We start from the raw sequence: 24,726 nt of genomic DNA, 5'->3' as shown, positions 1-24,726 counted from the left end.
GAATGCACTTTTTGCCCTCAAGGTGACAAATCGTTTATTTTGTAAAATGTTTGTTCGCTTCGTCCAACGCAATAGCGGCATCGGAATGTGGTAATTTTTCATTGCCGACGACTTGGAAATCTTCATGTCCTTTACCCGCGAAAATGATAATGTCATTCGGATTCGCTTCTCGTACGATATGGCGCACCGCTTCTTCACGGTCTCCGATCGTCGCATAACGATCATGTGTCATCCCTTTTTCAAGTTCAGTTAAAATCGTCTCTTCCCCTTCAAAACGCGGATCGTCCGTCGTCAATACGACGTAGTCTGCAAGGGACGCCTTCTCCGCCATGACGGGACGTTTCGCACGGTCGCGATTGCCGCCAGTGCCGATTAAAAATAATAAACGTTGCGAAGCTTCTTTATAAGGTAAAATCGCTTCAATCGCTTTTTCAATCGCATCAGGTGAATGCGCGTAGTCGACGTATAATGTGATCGGTAAATCCGTCTCCACTTTTTCCATGCGCCCTTTAATCGCAGTCACACCTTGAATTTTTTCGATAATAGCTGGCCACTCATATCCTCGACTATGGACTGCGAGCATCGCCGCCACGACATTTAATACGTTGAAATCTCCAACGAGTTGCGTCTTCACTTCAAATGTCTCTTTCGGTGTCGTAAGTTCAAAAATCGTATGTGTCGGATCCATTTCAATAATGCGCGCTCGGTACATCGCGCCCTCCGTAAAGCCATATGACCAAACAGGATAAGGAGTCATTTGACGGTAGCGCTCAGACCAAGCATCATCCGCATTTAAAATAACATACTTTTCCTTCGTTACATCTTGCCCGAGTTGCGCAAATAATAAACCTTTTGCATATCCGTAATGTTCCATCGTTCCATGAAAATCGAGGTGATCATGCGATAAATTAGTGAAAATGGCCGTATCGAACACGACTCCTGCAAGTCGTCCTTCAATGAGTCCGTGAGAGGACACTTCCATCGTCGTCGTTTCGATGCCACGATTTTTCGCTAATTGCAGTAATTTTTGCGTTTCTAAAACATTGGGCGTCGTATTGTCAGTATCGATTAATTCATCTTCGACTTGAAAACCGATCGTCCCCATCGCTGCGCTTTTCTCACCGAGTTTTTGAAGCAGTTGATGAATGATATTCGCAATCGTCGTTTTGCCATTTGTACCTGTCACACCGATCATATGCATCGCTTTCGAGGGCATTTCATAAAAGAAAGGTGCGAGACGTTGCAACGTTTCTTTCGTATTTTTCACATAGATGACAGGAGCTTCCACGTCAATTTCTTTTTCCGCGATGATGAGGGAAGCTCCACTCTGTACCGCTTGTTTGGCATATTGATGGCCATCCACTGTAAAGCCATCGATACAAATGAACGCTGCGTCGGCAGCTACTTTTCTTGAATCGATTTCGAGCGCTTCGACCGATTGAGGCAGTTCACCAACGATTTTATCGTACTCGAATATATTTAGCATCGTCATCGTGTTCATCGTTATCTCTCCTCAGTTGATCATTTCTGTTTGAACGTATGCGCTTAGTAACTCAAATGTCGCACGTAATGAATCGACATTCGTTCGTTCATTCGCATGGCTCGATTCAATGCCTGGACCGAACAATGCGTGACGCACATCATGCCCTGCACGAATCGCCGCAGAAGCGTCCGACCCGTAATACGGATAAATGTCTAAACGGTACGGAATGTTTCCGTCGACACATAATTTTTTCAAAAAGCGAGTGAGTCCGTAGTGGTACGGTCCGCTAGAGTCTTTCGTACAAATCGAAACCGTATATTCATCCGAAGCTTGTCCGTCTCCTAATGCGCCCATATCGACCGCAATATATTCAACCGTTTCTTCTGGAATGTTTGAATTCCCACCGTAGCCGATTTCTTCATTGTTTGAAATGTAAATATGTGTCGTTTGAGGCAATGTGATTTTTCGTTCTGTCACTTGTTTAACGAGCGCAAGCAGTAACGAAACACTCGCCTTATCGTCGAGATGACGCGATTTTACGAAGCCGTTATCCGTCAGTTGAAAACGCGGATCGAATGAGACGAAATCGCCTACTTCGATACCGAGCTCTCGCGTTTCTTCCGCATTCGTCGTGCGCGCGTCGATCCGAACTTCGATATGTTGCTCATCGCGCGGCAACGTGCCAGAATTCCGGTAAACGTGAACGCTCGCTTCATGCATTAAAATTGTACCGGTATACGTTTTTGACTCTGTATGAATCGTACAATATTCCCCTTCTACGGCATTCCAATTGAATCCTCCTACCATCGCTAATTTCAAACGACCGTCACTTTTTATTTCTTTCACCATCGCGCCTAGTGTATCGACATGCGCCGTTAATAAACGGTGGCGCGTATCGTCTTGACCTCGTAATGTTGCGATGAGTGCTCCTTTGTTCGTACGTTTCGTTTCAACGCCAAATGTTTCGAATTGACGTTCAATCTCCTCCATGACCGCTTCCGTATATCCAGAAGGGCTCGGTATTTCGACTAAACGTTGTAATGTTTGAAGTGTCCACTGTTGATCAAATTGCATCGTCACATCAAACTCTCCTTTCTTCACTATCTTCTTATTATAAGCTCATTTTTTCGAGTCGTCACTTCTATTTTAAAACAGAACGGACGAGCGGAAGTTTTCCTTTATAAGGCGGGTACGCAATTTTCGGTGCGATTGTCGTACTTTTTCGCATCATCGATTTCGCATGTGTAAACGTCTCGATATTGGCATATCCGTGGTAACGTCCCATCCCGGATGGTCCGACACCTCCGAACGGTAAATGAATATTGCCGACATGCGACAATGTATCATTAATACAACCGCCTCCAAATTGTGTATACGTCGTAAAGTAACGAATCGCTCGTTCATCTTCACTAAACATGTACGCGGCGAGGGGTTTTTCACGCAAGCTAATAAGATGTACCGCCTCCTCTAACGTTTCATACGTTAAAATCGGCAAAATCGGACCGAACAATTCATCTCGCATGAGCGCATCACGTTGCGTGACATTCGTTACGATCGTCGGTGCGATGTATAAGTCCTCGCGGTCGACAGCTCCTCCTACAAATAATTCACCTTTCGTTTCACGGAGTAAAGAGACGAGTCGTTCCCAATGGTGCGGTTGCGCAATTCGCCCGTAGTCTTCACTTTTCTGTGGATCTTTCCCATAAAAGCGGACGAGCACTTTTTCCAGTGCCTTCGTCAGCGCCTCCGCTTTTGACTCATGAACGAGCACATAGTCGGGTGCGACACACGTTTGCCCGACATTCGTAAATTTCCCCCAAATGATGCGTTCTGCTGCGATATCGATTTTCGCTGTTTCGTCGACGATGACTGGGCTTTTTCCACCGAGTTCTAACGTGACCGGCACGAGTCGTTCTGCCGCGGCTTTCATGACAATTTTCCCTACTTTTTGACTGCCTGTGAAAAAGATTTTATCGAAGTCGGCATGAATGAGCGCATCCGTTTCTTTTACAGCCCCTTGGACGACGCGTACATATTGAAGCGGATAAATTGATTCGAGTAATTGCTCCACGACTTTCGCTGTTTCTGGCGCTTGTTCAGAAGGTTTCACAATCGTCGTATTCCCTCCTGCAATCGATCCAATGAGCGGTTCCATCACGAGTTGGAACGGATAGTTAAACGGGCCGATAATTAAAACGACACCGTACGGATCTCGAACAATCGAACTCGTCGCCTTTTGTAAATAAAGCGGCGTTTTCACCGTTTCAACTTCGAGCCATTCATCTAAATGTTTAATCGTGTAATCGATACTCGCCAAAACAAAACCAATTTCTGTCACATACGATTCAAAGGCCGACTTCCCTAAGTCTTTTTCGAGCGCTTCTAAAATGAGTTCTTCTCGTTGTTGAATCGCCTCTTTTAATTGGATTAACATCTTTTTCCGAAACTCGATCGGGTACGTTAATCCTCGCTCAAAATAGTGACGTTGTTCTGCAATATACGTTTGTACGTCCATCGTCATTCCCCTCTCTTTTCTTTCTCTTCAGTGTATCACTTCTATGCGTCATTCGTCGAAAGGAAACATTGACATTTTTGCACTTCTCGCCTATACTTTTTGAATGTTTTCTTTTCAAGAAAGGAGAAAAAATGGTGCGCTCATTTCAAACGAAACGACTTCTTCTATCTTCGATTCATCCGAGTGATGCGATTCATTTGCTTCCGATTTGGGCAGATCGAGATGTCGTTCAATTTATGAATATCGAACCGATGCATTCCATCGATGAAGCGACAAAGATGATTACGCTTCTTACCGAACTAACGCATGAACGAAAAGCAGCCCGCTACACGATTTTTAGAAAAGATATGCAAGTAGCGATCGGTTCCGCTGGTTTCAATGTGATCCAAGATGGCGAAGCGGAAATCGGATATGAGATTGGAAAAACTCATTGGGGTTTAGGCTTCGGAACAGAAGTGTTACACGCTTTGGAAGAAATGGCGTCGCTCTATTTTAACCTCCATTACTTATACGCATTCGTCGATTTAAAAAACGAACGGTCCATCCATCTTTTAACGAAACTCGGATATGAAAAACAATCGACCGAGCAAAACGGCTTGCAAAAATATACAAAAAAGATCGAAGCATGACGCTTCGATCTTTTTTAATCCCATTGTTCTCGTTGCATATCTTCTTGAATGAGCTGCAATTGAAAAGCATCGATGACGAACAGTTCATACGGATGCTGTTCTTGAAATCGTTCCGCCGCTCGTTTTGTAAATTTTGGAGAACCTTCATTCTCTTCATCATACACGAATAAAATCCCGTCCGAATTTTCGAATAAAAACTCATCTTTCTTTTGAAATTGCCACGGTCCTGCATACGGTCGATTCGTTAAATATGTGGAAAAGTCCGCCTTCAACACCATCTCTTCAAACTTCGCTTTATTCGTTTCATTCCAACGTTCTTCCTGTCCTTGAAACGGGAGGAGTACCGCATATTTTAAATGCGTATACTCTTCCTTCAACTCACGAACGACATCACACGTCCAAGCTTCGACACCGAGTTGGCCGCTCACGATGACCCATTCTAACCCTTCATCGAGTTGGGCTAACAACTGTTGACGCAATGCTTCTTTAATGATTGGAACCCCTGGATGCGTTTCGTTAAAAATTCCGAGTTCATGCGGACGATATCCGGTGACGACGAGTCGTTTAACCAAGTATGTCTTTCATCTCCGCAATTGCCGCTTTTGCTGTATTTGCAATCGTCATATCGTCCATCGGTGGGTTATGAAGCCCAGCGCGCACGTCGCGATACATTTGTTGAAGCGGGTTTGACATTTGTAAACTGCGTGCACCGACTAAACGCATCGCACGATCTACGACAGAAAGCGCACCGTTTGTCACCGTATATTTCGCAACGGCCATTTCAGTCGTCACATTTTCTTTACGTGCATCATCATCTAAAATATCTGCTACTCCGTACAATAAATGACGCATTTGCATCAGTTCAATATCCATTTGCCCGATATGTTGTTGGACATTCGGTAACTCGCAAATCGGTGTATTAATGCTATTCGGTTGATACGTCACAGCGAAACGAAGCGCTTCATCACGCGCCGCTTGTGCGATACCTAAGTAACATGCTGGAATGTGGAGTGACCACGGATTCAATGCATCGTTACGGCTTTTCGGATCGCGCTCTACGTAGTAAGCATCCGACACTTCGACGTTTTCTAACAATAAGTCATGGCTTTCTGAAGCACGCATACCGAGCATATCCCACGTTTCAATGACCGTTACACCTTCCGCCGCTTTCGGTACGAGGAATGTGCCGATCTGTTGCTCTTCTTCAACCCATGCAGAAACGAGGAAATATGTGAGGACAGGAGACATCGTCGTAAACGATTTACGTCCGTCAATTTTCCATCCATTATCCGTACGCACTGCTACTGTTCCAGGCTTTCCACCACGTGTCGGGCTTCCTGTCGCCGCCTCACTCAATGCGCGGTTAATGAGAGCACCGTTTCGAATTTCATCTGCTAAAAACTGCGTCATTTCATCGTTCCACAATTTTTTATCGAAAATCTCACCTGAAATTCCTTGATGCCAACCAATCGACAAAGCTGTTGCGCTATCCATCGCGCCGATCGTCTCTTGAAACGATACGAAATCACGCATCGTCATGTCATTCTCACCGAGTGCTTTCTCCATCGGAAGACGTGTATAGCCCATTTCCACTAATTGTGCTACGTTACGTTTCGGGAATGAAGAATTGCGGTCGTTTTCTGCACGATGTTCTTTAAATGCTTCTGTCTGTGCTTCTAAACGTTCCACCCACTCGCGTTGAAATTCATTCGTCATCATCATTTTCTTTGACATTTCGCCACCTCAATTCATATAATCGTTTCCTACAATACCATAATTATTGAAGCATCATGTAGTATTTTCATCATAAAATTCATCTTTCATTCTTAATTTTTTCACTAAAATGTAACAATGTAAGCTTTTCAACATTTTTCTTCTTTTGTTTTCATTTAGGTGTTTACTTTTAAATAAAGCTGTGTTAATATATAAATTGTGCTTCAGATGAAGCCATCCCAGAACTTTGATTCCGTAGCTCAGCTGGGAGAGCGCTACCTTGACAGGGTAGAGGTCGCTGGTTCGAGCCCAGTCGGAATCATACTTTAAAAAGAGCCTTAAACGTTGATATAATAGCGTTTAAGGTTTTTTTATTCGATATCAAAAAGGTAGTTTATAGATATTAAAAGGAAAATTTTATCATCGTGTGCATTTCGTGTGTAGATCAGCCGATAAATTTTGCGTTTCCCGATAAGTTTTTAATTGTTTTTATGAAATTTTTTATAATTAAGTTATAATTTAAATATAATTTTATTCATTCGAGTGACTTCTTTCCCCGCTGCCATTTGCAGGGCTGGATGAGCTCGCACAACACCCTTTCCCCGCTACCGTTTGCAGGGCTGGGGTGTTTTTTATAAAGAAAGAATCCTTAAATATGAGAATATTTTTAAAACATGAATGCCTATACTCATAAGAACAGTATAGGCATTCTTTAACTTTAGATTTTCACTTCTCTCATATTACATCGTTTTATTCTTGCCGGAAGTTTGAAACGTTCTATCTTGAACAAGACCCAAGTTCAGCTTAAACGAAACAACCAGTCCCCGGTAAAATACCGAAAGCTGGTTGCTTAATACTTTAAGGGGAATTCCCCTATGTTTTATTTTGTTTTTTTACCGAACAAAAAGTAAGCAGCCGGTCCGACGAATTTTCCGAATGTGACGACTGGTGTCCAAATTAATTTATTCCCAACTTTAAATTCTTTCTGCTTCGCAACATCTTGAACCGCGTATAACGTAATCGCTGTTTCCGCTGCTTTCACTACATTGTTCATCATCGTATTTTGTTTTTTATGTTTCGCCATTTTATATCCTCCTCTTTCTTCCTTATTCATCATTTCCACCATTCCTTCTATTTTAAACAATGAAAGTCCAAATAACTGAAAAAATCCACTTATTTTTAGTTAAATTAATGCGTAGCACTCCTTCATTTACTACTTATATGATATTTTTTAAAAAATTTACAGAACATTCATATTGTTATAGAATTTCAGATATTTTTATGATATGATTTTAAAATATTATTGTTTAGGGGGAATTACATGAAGAAACAGTGGTGGCTTGGCGTTATGTTCGGTGCACTTATGCTCGTACTTGCAGCATGTAGTGGCGGATCAGATAATGAAGAAAAGCCGAAAGAAGAAGGACAAGATTCAGAAGAAAGCGCAGAAGGCGGAGAACTCGTCATCGGGAACTTGCTCGACGTCAACACGTTAGACCCAGCCGGTTCAAACGACGTCCCTTCAGCAGCGGCGCAAGCGAGCATTTATGAAACACTCGTGTACCGCGATGAAGAAACATCTGAAATTACAGGTGGACTTGCGACAGAGTGGGAACAAGTCGATGAATTAACGTGGCGCTTTACAATTCGTGATGGAGTTACATTCCATGACGGAGAAAAATTAGATGCCGCAGCGATTAAAGCGAACTTAGACCGCGTGCGCGATCCTGAAGTCGCAGCATCAGCAGCATTTTTATTCGAAATGATCACAGAAGTAACAACACCGGAAGATATGGTCGTTGAAATGAAAACAGACGCACCATTCGCTCCATTATTATCGAACTTATCACACGGAGCTGCAGGTATCGTGAGCCCGAAAAGCATCGAGGAAGATTATGCCGCGATGAAAGAAGGCAAAATGGCAGGTTCTGTCGTTTCAAACAACCCAGTCGGTACAGGTCCATTCAAATTTAGTAAGTGGAAAACAGGAGACTACGTAAAATTAGAGCGTTATGACGAATACTGGGGAGAGAAAGCGAAAATTGACTCTGTTAAATTCGCCGTCATCCCAGAAGCAGCAACACGTGAAGCAGAACTTCAAAACGGCGGAATCGACATTAGCATTCCAATTCCACCGACAGACGTCGCTTCATTAAACAACAGTGATTACGCAAGCGTGTTAGAACAAACGTCGACACGTATTACGTACCTCGGATTCAACGTAGAAAAAGAACCGTTCGACAATGTGAAAGTACGTCAAGCAATCACATATATGCTCGATCAACAAGAAATTATTGACGGAGTGTACGAAGGTTTCGGCGTTCGTGCAACAGGTGGTTTATCACCAGACATTTTCGGTTTCGATAAAGATTTAACAGCGATTGACAAAGATGTCGATAAAGCGAAAGAATTAATGAAAGAAGCTGGACTTGAAGACGGCTTCAAAACGACGTTATGGACGTACACAGACCCACAAAACGTGGAAGTTGCAGTCCTTTTACAATCAACGTTAAAAGAAATTAACATCGATGTTGAAATCGAACAGATGGAATTCGGTGCATATTTAGAAAAAACAGCGAACGGCGAGCACGATATGTTCATGCTCGGATGGAGTAACCCGACAGGAGATGCGGACTACGGATTGTATTCACTCTTCCACTCTTCATACTTCGGAGATCCAGGAAACCGTTCATTCTACAAAAACGAAGAAGTCGATAAGTACTTAGATGAAGGTCGCGACAATGCGGACCCTGAAGTTCGTCTCGCTGCTTACAAAAAAGCACAAGAACTGATCCGTGAAGATGCTCCAGTCGTCTTCATCCAACACCCTCAGCACTTAGTCGGCATCAGCAATAAAGTAAAAGGTTTCGAAATTGACGGAACTGCACTTTACAACTTACGCAACGTCACAATCGAAAAATAATACAAAAATATCCAGCCCTTTTATAGAGCTGGATATTTTTTATGCGGATAATCGCTGTAATAATTGCGCGACTGTTCGACTTTGTTCCGCTTGTAATAAACGGTTCGCCAATTGTGCTGATGTCGATAATTGTTTGAAATGTTCAATCCAATTTAAACGCTCTGTGCGCTTCTGTTTCGCTTCGAAGACGAGATGTAAGTAAATCGGCTTCTCAATAAGTCGCGCCTCATACAACTCATCGGCAACTTCATGTACTTCTTCCCCTAAAGCATACGTGAAATCGTAACGCGCTATTACTTTTTGCCAGACGTTTTCATCTTTTTCCCCGCGATCATCATATTCTTCTGTCACTTTAAATGATTTTTCTCTCTCATCTCTCGCCTTAATTCGCTCTGTTTTCCTCAAACGATATGGCGAATTTGTCGGATATAGACCGTGAATTCTCACTACAATTCCCCCTTTTTCCCAATTCCTTTTCACTTTACATCGACTGAACAGAAACTTTCTTTAGTCGTTTAGACTTATTTTATCATTTTTATTTCTCTTTATTCATTATCTCAAAATAACAACCACGAACAGTTTTTGTTCGTGGTTGTTTTATTTGTCGCGATAACAATGTGGACATGGCTTATAAATCATCGGATAAAGTTCTACATAATCTTCATCGGTCATTTCCATGTTGTTTGGGTGTATAAAATTCACTTTACATTCTGGTTGAATCGCATCTTGACGATGGACAACTTTACGATTCCCTGTATTCACAATAAATGTAGCCACATGCATTCCCTCCCTTTCCTTATAGGTTAAAGCGAGAATAAGAAATTTGCAAATTTTTCACACTTTTTACTATTTCGATATAATCATAACCTTTTAATTGATGAAAAATGGTGTTGACAATTATTTTTTTCGTTGCTAAGGTTGTAGCTGTGATTGAAACTAAATAACAGTTCCTCGTTAGGTGAGGCTCCTGTATGAAGATATGCTACTGCCCAGAAACGTCCAAAGACGCCAACGGGTCAGCAGGAACGATCGAGTTAAGGTCGTTTTTAATGTAGCTGTAACTTTACTATGTCATACAGTGCTAAAGCTCTATGAAGGAGGCGTTTTAAATATTCCTATTTTTAATAAATGACGACGCATTCGCTCGTTTATTAACGTATGCTTTTTTTAGGACACCCTTCTTCGGACGAGGGGTGTCCTTTTTCGATTCAAAAATGATCAATGGAGGTGGTGGAATGGACATTCCGAGTTGTAGGTTTAGGTTCAGAGTATTCAAAGTATTCAGGTTTTTAACTAGGAGCAATATCCATTTTGCCCCCTTCATTGCGGTGGATATTGCGTAAGGAGGTTTACGCAATGGTGAAAAAACAATTTAAACTCGAAACGACAGGAAGCTTAATGGATCGCGCTTATTTAACGCTCCAAGAAAGCTTTACCGTCGAACAAGCGGTGCAATACGTCCGCGACAACGTAGAAAATAAAACGAATATTCATTACTTATATGTGACGGATCAAGACGGGATGTTAAAAGGTGTCATGTCATTACGTGAACTTTTAAGCGCGAGTGGCGAACTCCCATTGAATTCTGTTATGACGACGAATGTCAAATCGTTACCGACGGATCTCGACCAAGAGAAAGCAGCGAAAATTTTCCAAAAATGCGATTTCGTTTCAATGCCTGTCGTGAACGAGTTTCGTCAAGTTGTCGGTGTCGTTCACGTCGAAGATATTTTAGATGTTATGGAACAAGAAGCGACGGAAGACTTCCACAAAATGGCACCCGTCTCTTCTTTAGAAGTGAGCTTAAAAGATGCGAAAGTGACAACTTTATATCGCAAACGTATCGTTTGGCTCGTCGTACTCGTCTTTATGAACGTCTTTTCAGGTGCTGGAATCGCCCATTTCGAGGATGTTATCGAAGCAAATATTGCACTCGTCTTCTTCCTTCCTCTCCTCGTAGATAGTGGCGGTAACGCAGGTAGTCAGGCGTCGACACTCGTCATTCGTGCGATGGCAGTTGGACAAGTTCGCATGACCGATTGGTTGAAAATGTTCACGAAAGAAATTTCAGTTTCTATTTTACTCGGTGTGACGATGGCAGCAGCAGTTGCAGGCGTTGGTATGTTCCGCGGTGGACCTGAAATTGCATTAGTCATCGCATTAACGATGGTCGCAGTCGTCATCGTCGGCAGCTTAATCGGAATGAGCTTACCGTTCATCTTCCGCAAATTAAACTTAGACCCAGCAACAGCTAGTGCTCCACTCATCACGTCAATTGCAGATATCGTCGGAGTACTCATTTACTTCTCAATCGCAAGCACATTATTATCTCTATAAAAAAAGATTCGGACTTATCGTTTACCCTCTTATAAATAAGTCAGTGTACGAAGGGCTTTCATGCGCTTCGTACACTTTTTCTTCATTTTGACAGATTCTCTTTTGAATTATACAATATTTTGGGCGCAACTCGCGCTACAATTTGAGTCTCTATAGACTGATTTATAGGAGGTATGTCGACGATGTGGTTCATCTTTGCGGTTCTCACAGCATTCGCTTGGGGCGCAGCTAATTTATATTATAAGAAAGGTTCTGACCCTGGAGACCCGACGAGTCACTTAAAAATCGTCGTCATGATCGGTTTTGTCATGGGGATTCATGCCGTTTCTTATATGCTCATTAAAGGCATTACATTCGATGTATGGAATATGGTGTTATATTTCCCTGTATCGTTCATGTATATTTTATCGATGACATTAGGTTTTGTCGGCTTGCGTTATATCGAGCTATCGATCGCCGCTCCCGTTCAAAACTCGGCTGGGGCTATTACAGCGATTTTATTAATGATATTTTTCCCAACATCTATTTCAGCACTTGAAATTTTCGGTATCGTCATCGTAACAGCGGGGGTCATTATGCTCGCTCGTTACGAACAAACGCATGATCACGAAATTATGTTACAGAGCGGGGAAACATTTGACCCTAAATATAAACTCGGATTTTTAGCGATCACTTTCCCGATTTTATACGCTTTAATCGACGGAGTCGGCTCGTTTTTAGACGGTGTTTACTTAGATAAAAAACAATGGATGAGTGAAGATAATGCATTGCTCGCTTACGAATTCACCTTCCTCATTTGTGCGATTCTCGTCTATTTATATTTGAAGTTCATTAAAAAAGAAGACTTCAAAATCTTCAAGCAAAAAGACCGTGGAATTGCCGCTTTACTTGAAACAGCTGGACAATTTTTCTACGTGTTCGCGATGGCAGGTAATGCGATGATTGCAGCGCCACTCATCGCATCAAGCGGTATTTTCTCCGTCTTATTATCGCGTATTTTCTTAAAAGAAGTATTATCGAAAAAACAGTATGCGCTTATCGCTGCTGTGATGATCGGTATTATCGCACTCGGAATTGCCGAAGAATTATAATAGGAAAGCACTCACCCTACATACGGATGAGTGCTTCTTTTATTTCACATATTGCAAAATTTGTTTAAATTCAGCCGTTCCTGCTCGTTGCAACAACTCGTATAAAATCGTTTCCACCCCGACGATTTTCACTCCTTCATGACGCAACATGCTCATCGCACGCTCTTTATCTTCTGCATAGCGTGACGACACAGCATCTTCGACAACCGCGACATCATACCCTTCGCGTTTCAAAGAGAGCGCAGTTTGGTATACACAAATATGCGACTCAATGCCAGCAAGTACAAATTGTTTGCGGCCTAATTGTTCCACCGCTTGTCGAATCCCTTCATTCAACATCCCGTTAAACTCGATTTTTTCATACGTTGGTACACCTTCTAAATGCTGACGCAACTGCTCTTTCGTCGGACCGAGCCCTTTCGGATATTGCTCCATGCAAATGATCGGAATATCGAGTGTGCGCATTCCTTGAATGAGTTGCTCTTGCTTTTGTAACATACGCTCACTATTTTGAACGATGTCTGCCAATTTCCCTTGTACGTCGATCAACATAAATGCCGTTCGTTCTACTGTAAACATTTCTTCCCCTCCTGTAACTTTTTTATACGGTTTCCGTATATACTATTATAACGAAAGGTGTGAGGCAATTGGAAAACATATACGCTCATTTAACAGGAAAACTTTCCCCTTCCTATACGAAAGTGCTGAAAGTAAATGCAGTTCTTGAATTCATCGTAGAAATTCTTGTCGTCGGAATTTTATTAGGCGTGAGTTATTATTTTGATTGGTTCAACTGGATTAATATCGTTTTATACGTCATCGGCGCACTCATCATTCTCGATAATGTATGGGATTTTTTCTTTCAATCTAAATTTACCGTCGTCAATTGGGCATATGAAGTCGATGAACAATACGTTCAATTAAAACGCGGTCGTCTCTTCGAACATTATGAAATGATTCCGATGACGAAAGTACAATTCGTCGCGACGAATCAAGGACCTATTTTGCGCAAATACGGATTATACACATTGCGCATCGGCACGATGGGCTCAGAACATACAATTCCAGGTCTCCCCGAAGATGAAGCATTACGTTTACGAGAGGAAATTGCCCACTACGCTAAAGTGAAGGAAGTGGAAGTGTAATGGAAAATAGACGCTTTCATTTTTTATCAGTCATTCTTCAAATTGCTTCCTTTTTTAAAAGTTGGTTTTTCCCGCTCCTTCTTATTTTTGTTTTCAACTTTAACAATGATGCGTTATTGTGGACAATCGCTCGCTACGTGGCGCTATTTTTCATCGTTTGGAGCATCATTGAAGCGATATTAACGTGGCGGACGACGACGTATCGTTTTGAAGAAGAACAAGTCGTCTTAAAACATGGCATTTTTTCGAAAACGAGACAAACGATCGATTATGATCGGATTCAAAACATTCAACGAAAAACGTCCGCGCTTCATAAAATACTCGGTTTAACGACATTGACGCTCGAAACAGGCGCAACCGGTGACGATGCTTCCATTGAACTCGATGCGATTCGTCCTGAAGAAGCGACAGAAATCGAGCGCAAATTACACGCTAAACGAAAACAAGTTCCATTCGGTCCTCAACTACCTAGCGCACAGTGGGATATGCGATTAAGTGAGGCAAGCGAACCGGCTATCGAATTCACTTCGAAAGAACAGCGTACACTTCATTTCGAACCGACAGAGCGCGATACCGTTCGAGCGACATTCGCATCGCTCAGCTTTTTCGCCCTCATCCCAATTTTAGCGACATTATTTTTTAAAACGATCGACTTATTCAAATTAGAAGATCAAGCGAGTCGTTGGGTCGATTTATTCAGTGGGAATTGGTTACTCATTACTGCAGCTTCTATCGCTCTTTTACTTATTTCACTTGTATTCGGACTCATTATTACGTACTTCCGTTTCGGACGCTTTATGATTGAATCAGACGATGAACGCGTCTATATTCAACGAGGTATTTTCTCGGAACAATCGTTCACGATGAAAAAGAAAAATGTACAAGGGATTCAAATCGAACAAACATTTTTAAAACGATTGCTTAAACTTTCCCAAATTAAATTAATTAGTGTCGGTAAAATAGGAGACATCGAACAAGAAGCAAATTCCCTTTACCCTTTCTTGCCCGTAAAAAAATCAGCATCATTACTAGCTGATATTTTACCCCAATTTGCCATTCAACCGACATTAGAAAAATTACCGAAAAGCTCTCTTTGGATGAAACTGATCCGCTTGCCGATTTTTGCAATTATCGTGTTTATCATCATCCACTTTTGGGGTAAAAGCTACTGGTGGGGAGCGCTCGCGCTATTCCTTACGTACGCAGGACGCCTACTTGAATATATATTTACACGATACCAAATCGACGGTGAACATATCATATTAAAAACAGGTGCTTGGACGACCGAAACATTTATAACGAAACGAGACTTAATTATCGAAATTGAAGTGAAACGTTCCGCTTTTCAAAAAATGTTCGGACTTTGCACCGTCGTCATGACGAACCGTTCAAAACCGATTCACGTTCATACGATTCAAGATGTTCCGACAGACTTTGCGGAAACATTTATCCATTGGTATGCAAACCGTCAAGTAGAAACTCTTGAAAGTTGACATTGATGGTATTCTTTGGTATATTATTAGATGTGCTTCAATGCACAAGCCCTCGTTAGGTGAGGCTCCTGTATGAAGATAAGCTACTGCCCAGAAACGTCTAAAGACGCCAACGGGTCAGCAGGAACGATCGAGCTAAGGTCGTTTTTAATGTAGCTGGTTTTCGCCTATGTCATACAGTGCTAAAGCTCTACGAAGGAGGTTATGGAATCTGTTTTCTGATTCGCTTTTTTAGCGATTCAGTCACTATGTCATGTAACATCCTTCTTCGGAGGGATGTTTTTTGTTTTTTAGAAAGGAGGTTATGCAAGATGACGCATTACGAAATGATTTTCAAATTATTTTTCGCCCTCATACTCGGTTTCTTCATCGGACTCGATCGACAGCTCAAACATAAACCACTCGGCATGAAAACGTCGATGATTATTAGCGTCGCGAGCTGTCTCATTACGATTGTATCGATTCAATCCTTTTTGACTTATGCAACACCTACTTTCCGCAATATGGATCCGATGCGCCTCACTGCTCAAATTGTGAGTGGAGTCGGCTTTTTAGGTGCTGGTGTTATTTTGCGTCGCACGAATGATGTCATTTCAGGATTGACGAGTGCCGCACTCATTTGGTCTGCTTCCGGACTCGGAATTGCAGTAGGCGTTGGCCTTTACTTAGAAGCGACATTCGCTGTTATTTTATTCATTTTATCCGTAAACGTCTTACCGTTCATCGTGAAACGATTCGGCCCGAAACGATTGCGTGAACGTGAAATTGCGGTACAAATCATTATGAATCCTAATTCAAAGATGACTGAATTACTACAATCAATCGAAGGAAAAACGACGAGTTTAGCAGGCAATATGAGCAAAGATTTAACAGTCCGAAAAATGCGGATTCAAGATATCGAAAACGGTCAACAAAAAATTAATCTCGTGCTCTCCGCACCTGAAGATGAATATACGACCGAAATTTACTACATGTTTAAAAAAATCGATGACGTCATCGGTGTGAAAATCGAACGTTTATAGGAGGTATTCCAATGAATTTAACAATTAAAAACTGGGAGGAGTATACATATTACTTAACCATTTATTTAAAAGAAAGCCCTTCACAATTTCTCGTCGACTTTGAGCAATTGCCATTACACTATCAATTAAAGTACTTTAAAGAACTAACGAGAGAACGTCGCCAGCTTTTTTACGGAATTGTCTCGAGCGATCTCGTCTCTCAAATTTTCGGGAAACTATCGATTGAGCATCAAGCGATCATCGTCGAAGAACTCGATAAAGAATTACGTTCTAAAATGTTCAAACAACTGCGAACAGACGAATTCGTCACATTGCTTGAACAAGTGAGCCCAGAAGAGCGTGAATCCTTTTACACATTGCTTCCTGAGAAAAAACGAGCGCAATTGGAAGAGATTTTATCGTATGACGAAGACTCGGTCGGCTCTATCATGACGACGGAATTCGTCTCCATTTCAGAAAACGCAACAGCGGATGAAGCGTTACAACATATTCGTAACGTCGCGAAAGACGCGGAATCGATCTATTACCTTTTCGTCGTCAATGACGATAATAAATTGATGGGTGTCCTCTCTTTGCGCGAATTACTCGTCATTAAAGATGGTGCGACACCGCTTCATTCCGTCATGAAAAAACAAGTCATTGCCTTACATCCACACGTCCATCAACAACTCGCCGTCGAAGCGATTTTCGAACATGACTTACTATTGCTTCCTGTCGTGTCGATGACGAATGAACTGATCGGTATCATTACCGTCGATGACATTGTTGACGTTAACGAAGAAAGCAAAAAGCAGACGAAACCGCGCTTTTCTTTCACGCGCCTTTTCTCCGCTTTACTGTAATAAAAAAACGTCCGCTCCTTAAAAAGAGTCGGACGTTTTTATTAGAGGAAATGTTTGACGATTGGATATTGATACACTTCGTCGTTCATCGTTTTAATCGCGCCAATAATCGGTACTGCAATTTCTACAATTCCGAAGAAAATTAAAAATGGAATCCCGATAATGAACCAAGAGAAAAATGTTGAAACGGCGATACATATCCACATAATCGCGTTAAAAATCATCGCTTGTACGGCGAGTTTTTTCGTTAAAGCGTCGTCTTGTACGAAATAAATGATGAGCGGTCCTAAAAACGGTACGAACAGTGCACTTAAATGTAAAATGATTCTTGTTCCTTTATCTTGAGAAGTCATGTTGATCACCCTTTTCTCTTTTACTTTGTATCTTATATACGAATAGATTCTCAATTGGTTTCATTTTTCCTTTACTTCTTTTCAAACTTTTTCGTATACTACAAGTAGTTCGAATTTCGAAATAATAAGGAGGAAATAGATTATGGTTCAACAATTACCCTCACGTGACCAAGTTAAACTGGAAGAAACGTGGAATTTACAAGATTTATTCGCTTCGGAAAAAGAATACGAAGAAGCGATTGAACGTTTAACAAAATCGGTCCAAACATTTCACGATGAATACGTCGGAAAAATGAAGGATGCTTCTTCTGTCGTTACAATCGTTCAAGCGTATGAACAAGTGCTCATGCAATTCGTGCCAATCGGAGCATATGCGAGCCTCGCTTCAAGTGTCGATGAAACGAATACGGAAGCTCAAATGCGTGCCAGCAGCTTCAGCCAACTCGCTTCTCGTCTTGCGAGTCAATTATCATTCGTCGAAAGTGAACTTGCGGCATTAGAAGAAAGCGTTTTACAACAAGCGATTGAACAAGAGCCGACACTCGCTACGTATTTAAATGAAGTGATTGCCTTTATTCCTCATCAACTTCATCCCGAAGTCGAAAAAACATTAAAAGCATTCGGTTCAACATTTAGTTCACCGTACAGCTTATACAATACGACGAAACTCGTCGATATGACGTTCGAGCCGTTCCAAGTGAATGATGAATCTTTCCCTTTAAGCTACGTCTCTTTCGAAGGGGTATGGGATTCCCATCCGAACTTAGAAAAACGTCGAGAAGCGTTCCGCGCCTTTTCAAATAAATTACGCGACTACCAACATACGACAGCGAAAACATACGATATGCACATTCAACGTGAAAAAACAGAAGCATCGTTACGTAAATTCGATTCGGTCATCGACTACTTACTATTCGACCAACAAGTCGACCGCTCGATGTACAATCGTCAAATCGATGTCATTATGGAAGAATTAGCACCGCATATGCGAAAATATGCAAAATTATTGCAGCGTGTTCACGGCATTGAACAAATGACATTCGCTGACTTAAAAGTACCGCTCGACCCGAACTATGAGCCAACCGTTTCAATCGAACAGTCGAAACAGTACATTTTCGATGCGCTTTCGATTATGGGAGACGACTATCACACTATGTTAGAGCGCGCTTACGATGAACGTTGGATCGATTTCGTACAAAATATCGGAAAGTCGACGGGAGCATTTTGTTCAAGCCCGTACGGCAGTCACCCTTACATTTTAATTTCTTGGACAGGTAGTATGGAAGATGTTTTCGTCCTCGCACACGAACTCGGACATGCGGGACATTTTTACACGGCTCATCAACATCAAAGCTATTTCAACGCTCGCCCTTCTCTCTACTTTATCGAAGCACCGTCTACGATGAACGAAATGTTAATGGCGAATCATTTATTGAAAAATTCAACTGATCCGCAATTTAAACGTTGGGTCATCTCATCTATCGTATCGCGCACGTACTATCATAACTTCGTGACGCATTTATTAGAAGCGCATTACCAACGTAAAGTGTATGAACTCGTTGATACAGGTCACAATGTGAACGCGAGCTTGCTCAATAAATTGAAAAAAGAAACATTACAACAGTTTTGGGGAGACGATGTCGTCATCGATGACGATGCGGCGCTCACGTGGATGCGTCAACCTCACTACTACATGGGCTTATACCCGTACACATATAGCGCAGGATTAACGATTTCGACAGCTGTTTCACAACGTATTTTAAAAGAAGGCGAACCGGCTGTAGAAGATTGGTTAAACGTCTTGCGTGCTGGTGGAACGAAAACACCTGCACAACTCGCACAAATGGCAAAAGTCGACATTACGACAGATGCGCCACTTCGTGAAACGATTCAATTTATCGGTTCATTGATTGATGAACTGATCACATTAACAGACGAAATCGAACAAGCTTAATGAATGTGAGGAACGAATTTTTCGTTCCTCATTGTCGTTTTCAACAATTGTCTGTATACTTTGGTCAAACTAAAAAAGCAGGTGACTTTTATGAAACAATCGAAACGATTACAACAATTACCAGAACATTTCTTTTCCACACTCGTCGGCAAAGTGGCCGAACAAATTGAAGCAGGACATGACGTCATTTTACTCGGACGAGGCAATCCTGATCAACCGACTCCTCCCCATATCGTCGAAGCGTTAAAACGGGCAGTAGACGTTCCTGAAAATCACGGATACTCGCCTTTCCGAGCACTCCCTGAATTAAAGGAAGCCGTCGCTAAGTTTTACAAAAGAGAATACGACGTCACGCTCGATCCTGAAACAGAAGTAGCTGTTTTATACGGGACGAAAACAGGACTCGTTGAAATTCCGTTCGCTCTACTAAATGAAGGGGAAACGATTTTATTACCAGACCCAGGTTATCCTGACTACTTATCTGGGGTCCATCTCGTCAATGCGACATTAGAAACGATGCCACTCCTTGAAAAAAATCAATTTTTACCCGATTATGCTTCGCTTCCTGAACGAGTGAAAGAAGCGGCTAAAATGATGTATTTAAACTACCCGAGCAATCCGACAGCAGCTGTCGCACCGCTCTCGTTCTTTGAAGAGACTGTCGAATTTTCGAAAGCTCGCGACATTATGGTCGTCCACGATTTCGCTTACGGAGGTATCGGCTTCGACGGTAAAAAACCAGTGAGCTTTTTACAAGCGGACGGAGCGAAAGACGTCGGGATCGAAACATATTCGATGTCGAAAACATTTAATATGGCAGGATGGCGTGTCGGATTTGCGGTCGGCAATGCACAAATGATTGAAGCGATTCATACGCTACAAGACCATTTATTTATCGATATTTTCCCTGCCATTCAACATGCAGCTATCGAAGCGCTAGGTGAAGACCAATCTGCCGTAGACGAACTCGTCGCCATGTACGAATCGCGACGCAATGCATTCGTTCAAGCTTGTCAAGACATCGGTTGGAATGTTCACGCGCCAGAAGCGTCATTTTTCGCTTGGTTACCCGTTCCCGCTCCTCATACGAGCGAATCATTCGCAGACCTTTTATTAAAAGAAGCACATGTCGCTGTAGCACCAGGGCACGGCTTCGGAACATATGGTGAAGGATTTGTGCGCGTCGGACTTCTTGAAAGTGAAGAACGACTCGTCGAAGCTGTGCAACGCATCGCTAAACTTCAATTGTTTTAAACAAAAAACGAAGTCTCCTCGCGAGGAGGGACTTCGTTTTTTAGCGTAATTGATGAATCCGTTCAAACATGCGGTCCGCATACGTTTCATCCATATAGTTGTACTCATCCATAATTTTTCCTTGTCGGTTCACTAAAAAGAAACTGACACTATGAATCACTTGATCTGAATGGTCGGGTTTTTGAACGATCGTGCGGAAACTTTCTCTCGCAAACCGTTCGATTTCTTCCTGTGTATATCCTGTAATCGCATGCCAGTTCGATGGATCATCCGTGAACGCCTCGACATATTGTTTCAAAACAGCAGGCGTGTCGATCGTCGGATCTACCGTGAACGAAACGAACTCGATATCGAGTCCTTCTTCTTTCGCTCGTTTTTGCAATTTTACCATCTCAGCAGACATGGGGGGACAGACGGTCGTACAGTTCGTAAAGACGAAATCTGCCACCCATATCTTCCCTTCTAATTGCTCCATTCCGAACGGTTGATCGTGCTGATCGACGTACGTAAATGGTTGAATTTGATGCCCATCTTCCGGTGGCGCACAGCCAACGAGAATGAGCGATAAACTAATGACTACTCCCCACGCGAATTTGTTCACGCTTCTCCCTCCTCAAACTCAATCGTTACCGTCGTTCCTACTTTAGGAGAACTCGTAATTTCGAACGTTCCATTGTGGAGACGTACAATTTCTTTAACGATTGATAATCCAAGTCCAGTGCCTCCCGTCGTCCGTGTCCTTGCCTTATCCGTGCGGAAAAAGCGTTCGCCAATTCGATGTATATCTTCTTGTGAGATCGTCACGCCGCCATTCGTTACACGATACGTGACATGATGCTCATCTTCTTGTAATGACACTTTCAATACGCCATCTTCCGCCGAATATTTAATGGCGTTGTCTAACGTATTGTAAAACACTTGTTGCAAACGTTGCGCATCTCCAGACATAATGATATCTTCATCGATATTCGTCTGTAATGTCAATCCTTTTTGCGCAATATGAATCGAAAATAGTTCGAGCGTATCTAACAACAATTGCGCGAGCGCAATCGGCTGTTTCTCCAACGTATACATATCTTCTTGAAGATGATTTAACTCGACTAAATCCGTCATCAATTTATTTAAACGTTCGGTCTCTTTTTGAATCGTCACTAAATATTGTTTCGCTTCTTCAGGCGATTCATAAATATTGCTCTCCAATGCATGTGCGTATCCGCTAATGTACGTAAGCGGTGTTCGCACTTCATGCACGATATTCGACGTGAACTCTTTTTTTCGTTTCTCTTGTTCTTCTAACGACAAACTCATCGCGTTAAATGCGTTCGCGAGTTGACCTACTTCATCTTCACGATCAAGTTGCAAACGGCTCGAATAATTCCCTTTCGACACTTCTTTCGACAACACTTGAAGCTGTCTGAGCGGCTCGAACATCGATATCCAAACGCGATTGACGATTAAAAATAAAAGCAAGAAAAACAGCGTCCCGACAAATGCGAGTAGCGGAATACTTTGCTGGAAGACGACTTGAATCGTCGCTAATGGGATGTACATGTAAATAAATCCGACGAGTCCTTCTTCCATTTTAATCGGGAAAATCGCTCCTAATATTTCACGGTCCAATTCTTCGACATATCCATTTTTCACGACATACGTCCCTTTTTCTAACTGTTCGCGATCTTCATCGTCGATTAAATTTTCGTAGTTAATTTGATAAGGAAAATACGTCGATAACTGTTCTAAATCGTCTACCGCAATAACTTCATATTCTGAAATGACGTTGAACCATTGGATTTTCTCGATAATATCGTCACTTAAATCGCCGTAATGGTAATGAGAAGCTGTCCGTTGTCCTTGATAGACGAGCGATTCTTCAATGCTTTTCAAATAAAGTTCTGAGTATAAAAAGTGGATGAAGAAAAAGGAAAATAAAATCGTAAATGCGACGCTTACGACGAACATGAGCAATATTTTTTGACTTAAATTTAATTTTTTCATCATTAGCCTTCTAGCTTGTAGCCAATTCCCCAAACCGTTTCAATCATACTTCCAGCGCTCCCCATTTTTAAACGGAGCGTTTTAATATGCGTATCCACCGTTCGTTCGCTACTTTGATGATCTTCTCCCCATACGAGGTGAAGCAATTGCTCACGCGAATAGACGCGTCCTTTATTTTTCGCTAAAATGTTAAGCACACCGAACTCTTTCAAAGTAAGGGAAAGAGGCTCTCCATTTAATGTGACCGTGTGCGCATCGTTATCGATGACGATCGGCCCTACTTTTAACGTATCCGTCGTCGGCTTATCATTGTAAGAACGACGCAATACTGACTCGACACGCGCTAACAGTTCGCCTGGTAAAAACGGCTTGACGATATAGTCGTCTCCCCCTAATTTTAACCCTTGAATTTTATCCCATTCTTCTCCTTTTGCCGAAAGGAAGATGAGCGGAATGTCCGCGATGTTTTTCACTTCGCTTGCGAACGTGAAACCATCCATGTAAGGCATCATTACATCGACGATGAACAAATGGGGTGAAAATTTTTCAACGAGCGATAATGCATGTGCCCCATCCGTCGCTTCTACAACGGTATACCCTTCTTTTTCTAAAAAAGTGCGAATGAGTTTTCTCATTTGCGCTTCATCGTCTATAATCATAATTGTGTAACGTTTCAAATTAGACACCTCGTCTTTCAAATTTTGTTACGATATTACGATTTTCACAAAAAAATGTGAAGCTGGTGTGAAACAGACTTCACGAAGGAAACGTTTGTTCATGTTACTATCGTATCATGAAAATATTTAAAATCGGAGGAATTTGTTTGAGAAAATTAAGTTGGTTATTCGCGCTACTTACGATCGTTTTAGTCGCTTGTTCAAATGATTCAAAAGAGGTAGTGGAAGAAGACTTCATTCCTGAAATTATCGAAGTCGACTTGCAAACACCTGAGCGAGTCGAAGCAGGTGAAACAATCACATTACGCACTGTCGTCACACAAGGTGATGAAACTGTCGATGATGCGGACGAAGTTATTTATGAAATTTGGGAAGAGACGAATAAATTAGAAAGTGAAATGATCGAAGCTGTACCAGAAGGTGATGGAATTTACACGCTCGACTACACTTTCGGTGAAAAGAGCGTCATGAACGTACAAATTCACGTTACTGCTCGTGGTATGCACAATATGCCTGTCAAACAAGTGATTGTCGGTGAAGGGAAAGAGTACGAAGAAGTAGAAGAAACAGCGTACGCTGCTTACGTCCAAACCGATGATGTTGAAAGTGGAAAAGAAGAAACGCTCATCGTTCACATTACGGAAAAAGGAATCCCGAAAAACGAATTACCTGCGACGTTCATTTTACATTTTGATGATGCAGAACCTGTTGAGTTGGAAGTGACGAATGAAGAGCGCGGTGAATATCGTGCCAACTATACATTCCAACAAGCTGGTTTCGCTAAATTGGAAGTCGTCGTCCCGGTAGAAGATGCGACATTCCGAGCGATGCAGACGATCAATGTGCGCTAATGTATAAAACATTTATCTTTTTGCACATCGTTTCAGCCATTTTAGCGACTGGACCACTATTTATGATTTTCCCGCTTTTACGCTATGCGGAACGTGAGCGAATCGATCAAAGCGATGCGATTATCGTGCCGATTCAAAAAGCGGTCTGGGTCGTCATGCACGGCGGACATCTCGTCGTCACGACAGGCGTCCTTTTAATTTTATTTGGCCCTTACCCTTGGCATACGTCTTGGGTCGTCCTCACTGTGCTCGTCATGTTGCTCTGTTCGTTCTTTTTAGCGACCGCTTACTCGAGACAGTGGAAAGCGTTCGAACGAGAGCGCTGGACGAACAAACAGCTTTGGTCGAACGTGCGACGTGTCACGTGGATCTATATCGGAATTATGCTCACAATGCTTTGGCTCATGGTGACAAAACCTGTATTATGGTCATTTTAAAGGAGGGGTACG

Annotated in this window: 25 protein-coding genes, 1 tRNA gene and 2 riboswitches; of the genes, 13 read left to right on the top strand and 13 right to left on the bottom strand. The window is 42.1% G+C overall.

What is annotated here, in order from left to right; translation table 11 throughout:
• Window positions 1–34: 34 nt before the first annotated feature.
• The 3 genes from ACFQ0V_RS05045 to ACFQ0V_RS05035 all read right to left on the bottom strand — a co-directional run bounded on the left by ACFQ0V_RS05045 (window position 35) and on the right by ACFQ0V_RS05035 (window position 3,998).
• Window positions 35–1,501: a UDP-N-acetylmuramoyl-L-alanyl-D-glutamate--2,6-diaminopimelate ligase gene (locus ACFQ0V_RS05045; RefSeq protein WP_381010488.1), complete on the bottom strand. Its 1,467-nt coding sequence runs from the start codon at window positions 1,499–1,501 to the stop codon at window positions 35–37.
• Window positions 1,502–1,513: 12 nt separating this feature from the next.
• Window positions 1,514–2,557, bottom strand: a complete 1,044-nt coding sequence (locus ACFQ0V_RS05040) for a M42 family metallopeptidase (RefSeq protein WP_381011847.1) — start codon at window positions 2,555–2,557, stop codon at window positions 1,514–1,516.
• Between the two features lie 67 nt (window positions 2,558–2,624).
• Window positions 2,625–3,998: an aldehyde dehydrogenase gene (locus ACFQ0V_RS05035; RefSeq protein WP_381010485.1), complete on the bottom strand. Its 1,374-nt coding sequence runs from the start codon at window positions 3,996–3,998 to the stop codon at window positions 2,625–2,627.
• Between the two features lie 134 nt (window positions 3,999–4,132).
• On the opposite strand from ACFQ0V_RS05035, the gene ACFQ0V_RS05030 reads away from it, so the two are divergent.
• The gene (locus tag ACFQ0V_RS05030; protein WP_381010484.1) at window positions 4,133–4,627 is read left to right on the top strand and encodes a GNAT family N-acetyltransferase; all 495 of its coding nucleotides are present in this window, start codon (window positions 4,133–4,135) and stop codon (window positions 4,625–4,627) included.
• 14 nt (window positions 4,628–4,641) lie between these two features.
• On the opposite strand, the gene ACFQ0V_RS05025 is transcribed toward ACFQ0V_RS05030, so the two are convergent.
• Complete coding sequence (locus ACFQ0V_RS05025) at window positions 4,642–5,199, bottom strand: SLOG family protein (RefSeq protein WP_381010482.1); 558 nt, start codon at window positions 5,197–5,199, stop codon at window positions 4,642–4,644.
• Complete coding sequence (locus tag ACFQ0V_RS05020; RefSeq protein WP_381010479.1) at window positions 5,192–6,361, bottom strand: acyl-CoA dehydrogenase family protein; 1,170 nt, start codon at window positions 6,359–6,361, stop codon at window positions 5,192–5,194. The genes ACFQ0V_RS05025 and ACFQ0V_RS05020 overlap by 8 nt, the downstream gene beginning before the upstream one ends.
• Before the next feature lie 228 nt (window positions 6,362–6,589).
• Here ACFQ0V_RS05020 and ACFQ0V_RS05015 point away from each other — a divergent pair.
• A tRNA-Val gene (locus ACFQ0V_RS05015) sits at window positions 6,590–6,662 on the top strand.
• Window positions 6,663–7,220: 558 nt separating this feature from the next.
• On the opposite strand, the gene ACFQ0V_RS05010 is transcribed toward ACFQ0V_RS05015, so the two are convergent.
• Window positions 7,221–7,424 carry a PLD nuclease N-terminal domain-containing protein gene (locus ACFQ0V_RS05010; RefSeq protein ID WP_381010476.1) on the bottom strand — a complete coding sequence of 68 codons (204 nt, stop codon included), beginning with the start codon at window positions 7,422–7,424 and terminating at the stop codon, window positions 7,221–7,223.
• A gap of 237 nt (window positions 7,425–7,661) precedes the next feature.
• Between ACFQ0V_RS05010 and ACFQ0V_RS05005 the strand changes: the two genes are divergently transcribed.
• Entirely contained in the window at window positions 7,662–9,263 is a 1,602-nt protein-coding gene (locus tag ACFQ0V_RS05005; RefSeq protein ID WP_381010474.1) for a glutathione ABC transporter substrate-binding protein, read from the top strand.
• A 39-nt stretch (window positions 9,264–9,302) separates the two neighbouring features.
• Here ACFQ0V_RS05005 and ACFQ0V_RS05000 read toward each other — a convergent pair whose 3' ends face one another.
• Window positions 9,303–9,710, bottom strand: coding sequence for a hypothetical protein (locus ACFQ0V_RS05000; protein ID WP_381010471.1), 408 nt, complete (start codon window positions 9,708–9,710; stop codon window positions 9,303–9,305).
• A gap of 150 nt (window positions 9,711–9,860) precedes the next feature.
• Window positions 9,861–10,040: a hypothetical protein gene (locus ACFQ0V_RS04995; RefSeq protein ID WP_381010468.1), complete on the bottom strand. Its 180-nt coding sequence runs from the start codon at window positions 10,038–10,040 to the stop codon at window positions 9,861–9,863.
• A 166-nt stretch (window positions 10,041–10,206) separates the two neighbouring features.
• A riboswitch (M-box (ykoK) riboswitch) is annotated at window positions 10,207–10,370 on the top strand.
• Between the two features lie 249 nt (window positions 10,371–10,619).
• Here ACFQ0V_RS04995 and mgtE point away from each other — a divergent pair.
• Window positions 10,620–11,600, top strand: coding sequence for a magnesium transporter (gene mgtE, locus ACFQ0V_RS04990; RefSeq protein ID WP_381010465.1), 981 nt, complete (start codon window positions 10,620–10,622; stop codon window positions 11,598–11,600).
• A gap of 173 nt (window positions 11,601–11,773) precedes the next feature.
• On the top strand, window positions 11,774–12,691 hold the full coding sequence (locus tag ACFQ0V_RS04985; protein WP_381010462.1) for an EamA family transporter: 918 nt from the start codon (window positions 11,774–11,776) through the stop codon (window positions 12,689–12,691).
• 39 nt (window positions 12,692–12,730) lie between these two features.
• Here ACFQ0V_RS04985 and ACFQ0V_RS04980 read toward each other — a convergent pair whose 3' ends face one another.
• The gene (locus ACFQ0V_RS04980) at window positions 12,731–13,270 is read right to left on the bottom strand and encodes an isochorismatase family protein (protein WP_381010459.1); all 540 of its coding nucleotides are present in this window, start codon (window positions 13,268–13,270) and stop codon (window positions 12,731–12,733) included.
• Between the two features lie 68 nt (window positions 13,271–13,338).
• Here ACFQ0V_RS04980 and ACFQ0V_RS04975 point away from each other — a divergent pair, with 68 nt between their 5' ends.
• The 4 genes from ACFQ0V_RS04975 (at window position 13,339) to ACFQ0V_RS04960 (ending at window position 17,193) form a co-directional block, all read left to right on the top strand.
• Window positions 13,339–13,836, top strand: a complete 498-nt coding sequence (locus tag ACFQ0V_RS04975) for a PH domain-containing protein (RefSeq protein WP_381010456.1) — start codon at window positions 13,339–13,341, stop codon at window positions 13,834–13,836.
• Entirely contained in the window at window positions 13,836–15,329 is a 1,494-nt protein-coding gene (locus ACFQ0V_RS04970) for a PH domain-containing protein (RefSeq protein ID WP_381010454.1), read from the top strand. Before ACFQ0V_RS04975 ends, ACFQ0V_RS04970 begins: the two co-directional genes overlap by 1 nt.
• Before the next feature lie 44 nt (window positions 15,330–15,373).
• Window positions 15,374–15,537, top strand: a riboswitch (M-box (ykoK) riboswitch).
• 103 nt (window positions 15,538–15,640) lie between these two features.
• On the top strand, window positions 15,641–16,351 hold the full coding sequence (locus tag ACFQ0V_RS04965; protein ID WP_194561227.1) for an MgtC/SapB family protein: 711 nt from the start codon (window positions 15,641–15,643) through the stop codon (window positions 16,349–16,351).
• Between the two features lie 11 nt (window positions 16,352–16,362).
• Window positions 16,363–17,193 (top strand): CBS domain-containing protein, encoded by an 831-nt coding sequence (locus ACFQ0V_RS04960; RefSeq protein WP_381010451.1) that lies wholly within the window; start codon window positions 16,363–16,365, stop codon window positions 17,191–17,193.
• Between the two features lie 41 nt (window positions 17,194–17,234).
• Here ACFQ0V_RS04960 and ACFQ0V_RS04955 read toward each other — a convergent pair whose 3' ends face one another.
• Complete coding sequence (locus tag ACFQ0V_RS04955; RefSeq protein ID WP_194561225.1) at window positions 17,235–17,546, bottom strand: DUF4870 domain-containing protein; 312 nt, start codon at window positions 17,544–17,546, stop codon at window positions 17,235–17,237.
• 142 nt (window positions 17,547–17,688) lie between these two features.
• On the opposite strand from ACFQ0V_RS04955, the gene pepF reads away from it, so the two are divergent.
• Window positions 17,689–19,500 carry an oligoendopeptidase F gene (pepF, locus tag ACFQ0V_RS04950; RefSeq protein WP_381010448.1) on the top strand — a complete coding sequence of 604 codons (1,812 nt, stop codon included), beginning with the start codon at window positions 17,689–17,691 and terminating at the stop codon, window positions 19,498–19,500.
• A 90-nt stretch (window positions 19,501–19,590) separates the two neighbouring features.
• On the top strand, window positions 19,591–20,754 hold the full coding sequence (locus tag ACFQ0V_RS04945; RefSeq protein ID WP_381010446.1) for a pyridoxal phosphate-dependent aminotransferase: 1,164 nt from the start codon (window positions 19,591–19,593) through the stop codon (window positions 20,752–20,754).
• A 40-nt stretch (window positions 20,755–20,794) separates the two neighbouring features.
• On the opposite strand, the gene ACFQ0V_RS04940 is transcribed toward ACFQ0V_RS04945, so the two are convergent.
• The 3 genes from ACFQ0V_RS04940 to ACFQ0V_RS04930 are packed head-to-tail and all read right to left on the bottom strand — an operon-like array spanning window position 20,795 to window position 23,426.
• On the bottom strand, window positions 20,795–21,355 hold the full coding sequence (locus tag ACFQ0V_RS04940; protein WP_381010443.1) for an SCO family protein: 561 nt from the start codon (window positions 21,353–21,355) through the stop codon (window positions 20,795–20,797).
• On the bottom strand, window positions 21,352–22,749 hold the full coding sequence (locus tag ACFQ0V_RS04935; RefSeq protein WP_381010440.1) for a sensor histidine kinase: 1,398 nt from the start codon (window positions 22,747–22,749) through the stop codon (window positions 21,352–21,354). The genes ACFQ0V_RS04940 and ACFQ0V_RS04935 overlap by 4 nt, the downstream gene beginning before the upstream one ends.
• 2 nt (window positions 22,750–22,751) lie before the next feature.
• Window positions 22,752–23,426, bottom strand: a complete 675-nt coding sequence (locus ACFQ0V_RS04930) for a response regulator transcription factor (RefSeq protein WP_235960987.1) — start codon at window positions 23,424–23,426, stop codon at window positions 22,752–22,754.
• 146 nt (window positions 23,427–23,572) lie between these two features.
• Between ACFQ0V_RS04930 and ACFQ0V_RS04925 the strand changes: the two genes are divergently transcribed.
• Window positions 23,573–24,277: a FixH family protein gene (locus ACFQ0V_RS04925; RefSeq protein ID WP_381010436.1), complete on the top strand. Its 705-nt coding sequence runs from the start codon at window positions 23,573–23,575 to the stop codon at window positions 24,275–24,277.
• Entirely contained in the window at window positions 24,277–24,714 is a 438-nt protein-coding gene (locus ACFQ0V_RS04920) for a DUF2269 family protein (protein ID WP_381010433.1), read from the top strand. The genes ACFQ0V_RS04925 and ACFQ0V_RS04920 overlap by 1 nt, the downstream gene beginning before the upstream one ends.
• Window positions 24,715–24,726 lie beyond the last annotated feature (12 nt).

The organism is Savagea faecisuis, assembly GCF_042675605.1.
In the GTDB taxonomy this organism is placed as follows: domain Bacteria; phylum Bacillota; class Bacilli; order Bacillales_A; family Planococcaceae; genus Savagea; species Savagea faecisuis.
This window is presented reverse-complemented; position numbering and strand designations above follow the sequence as displayed.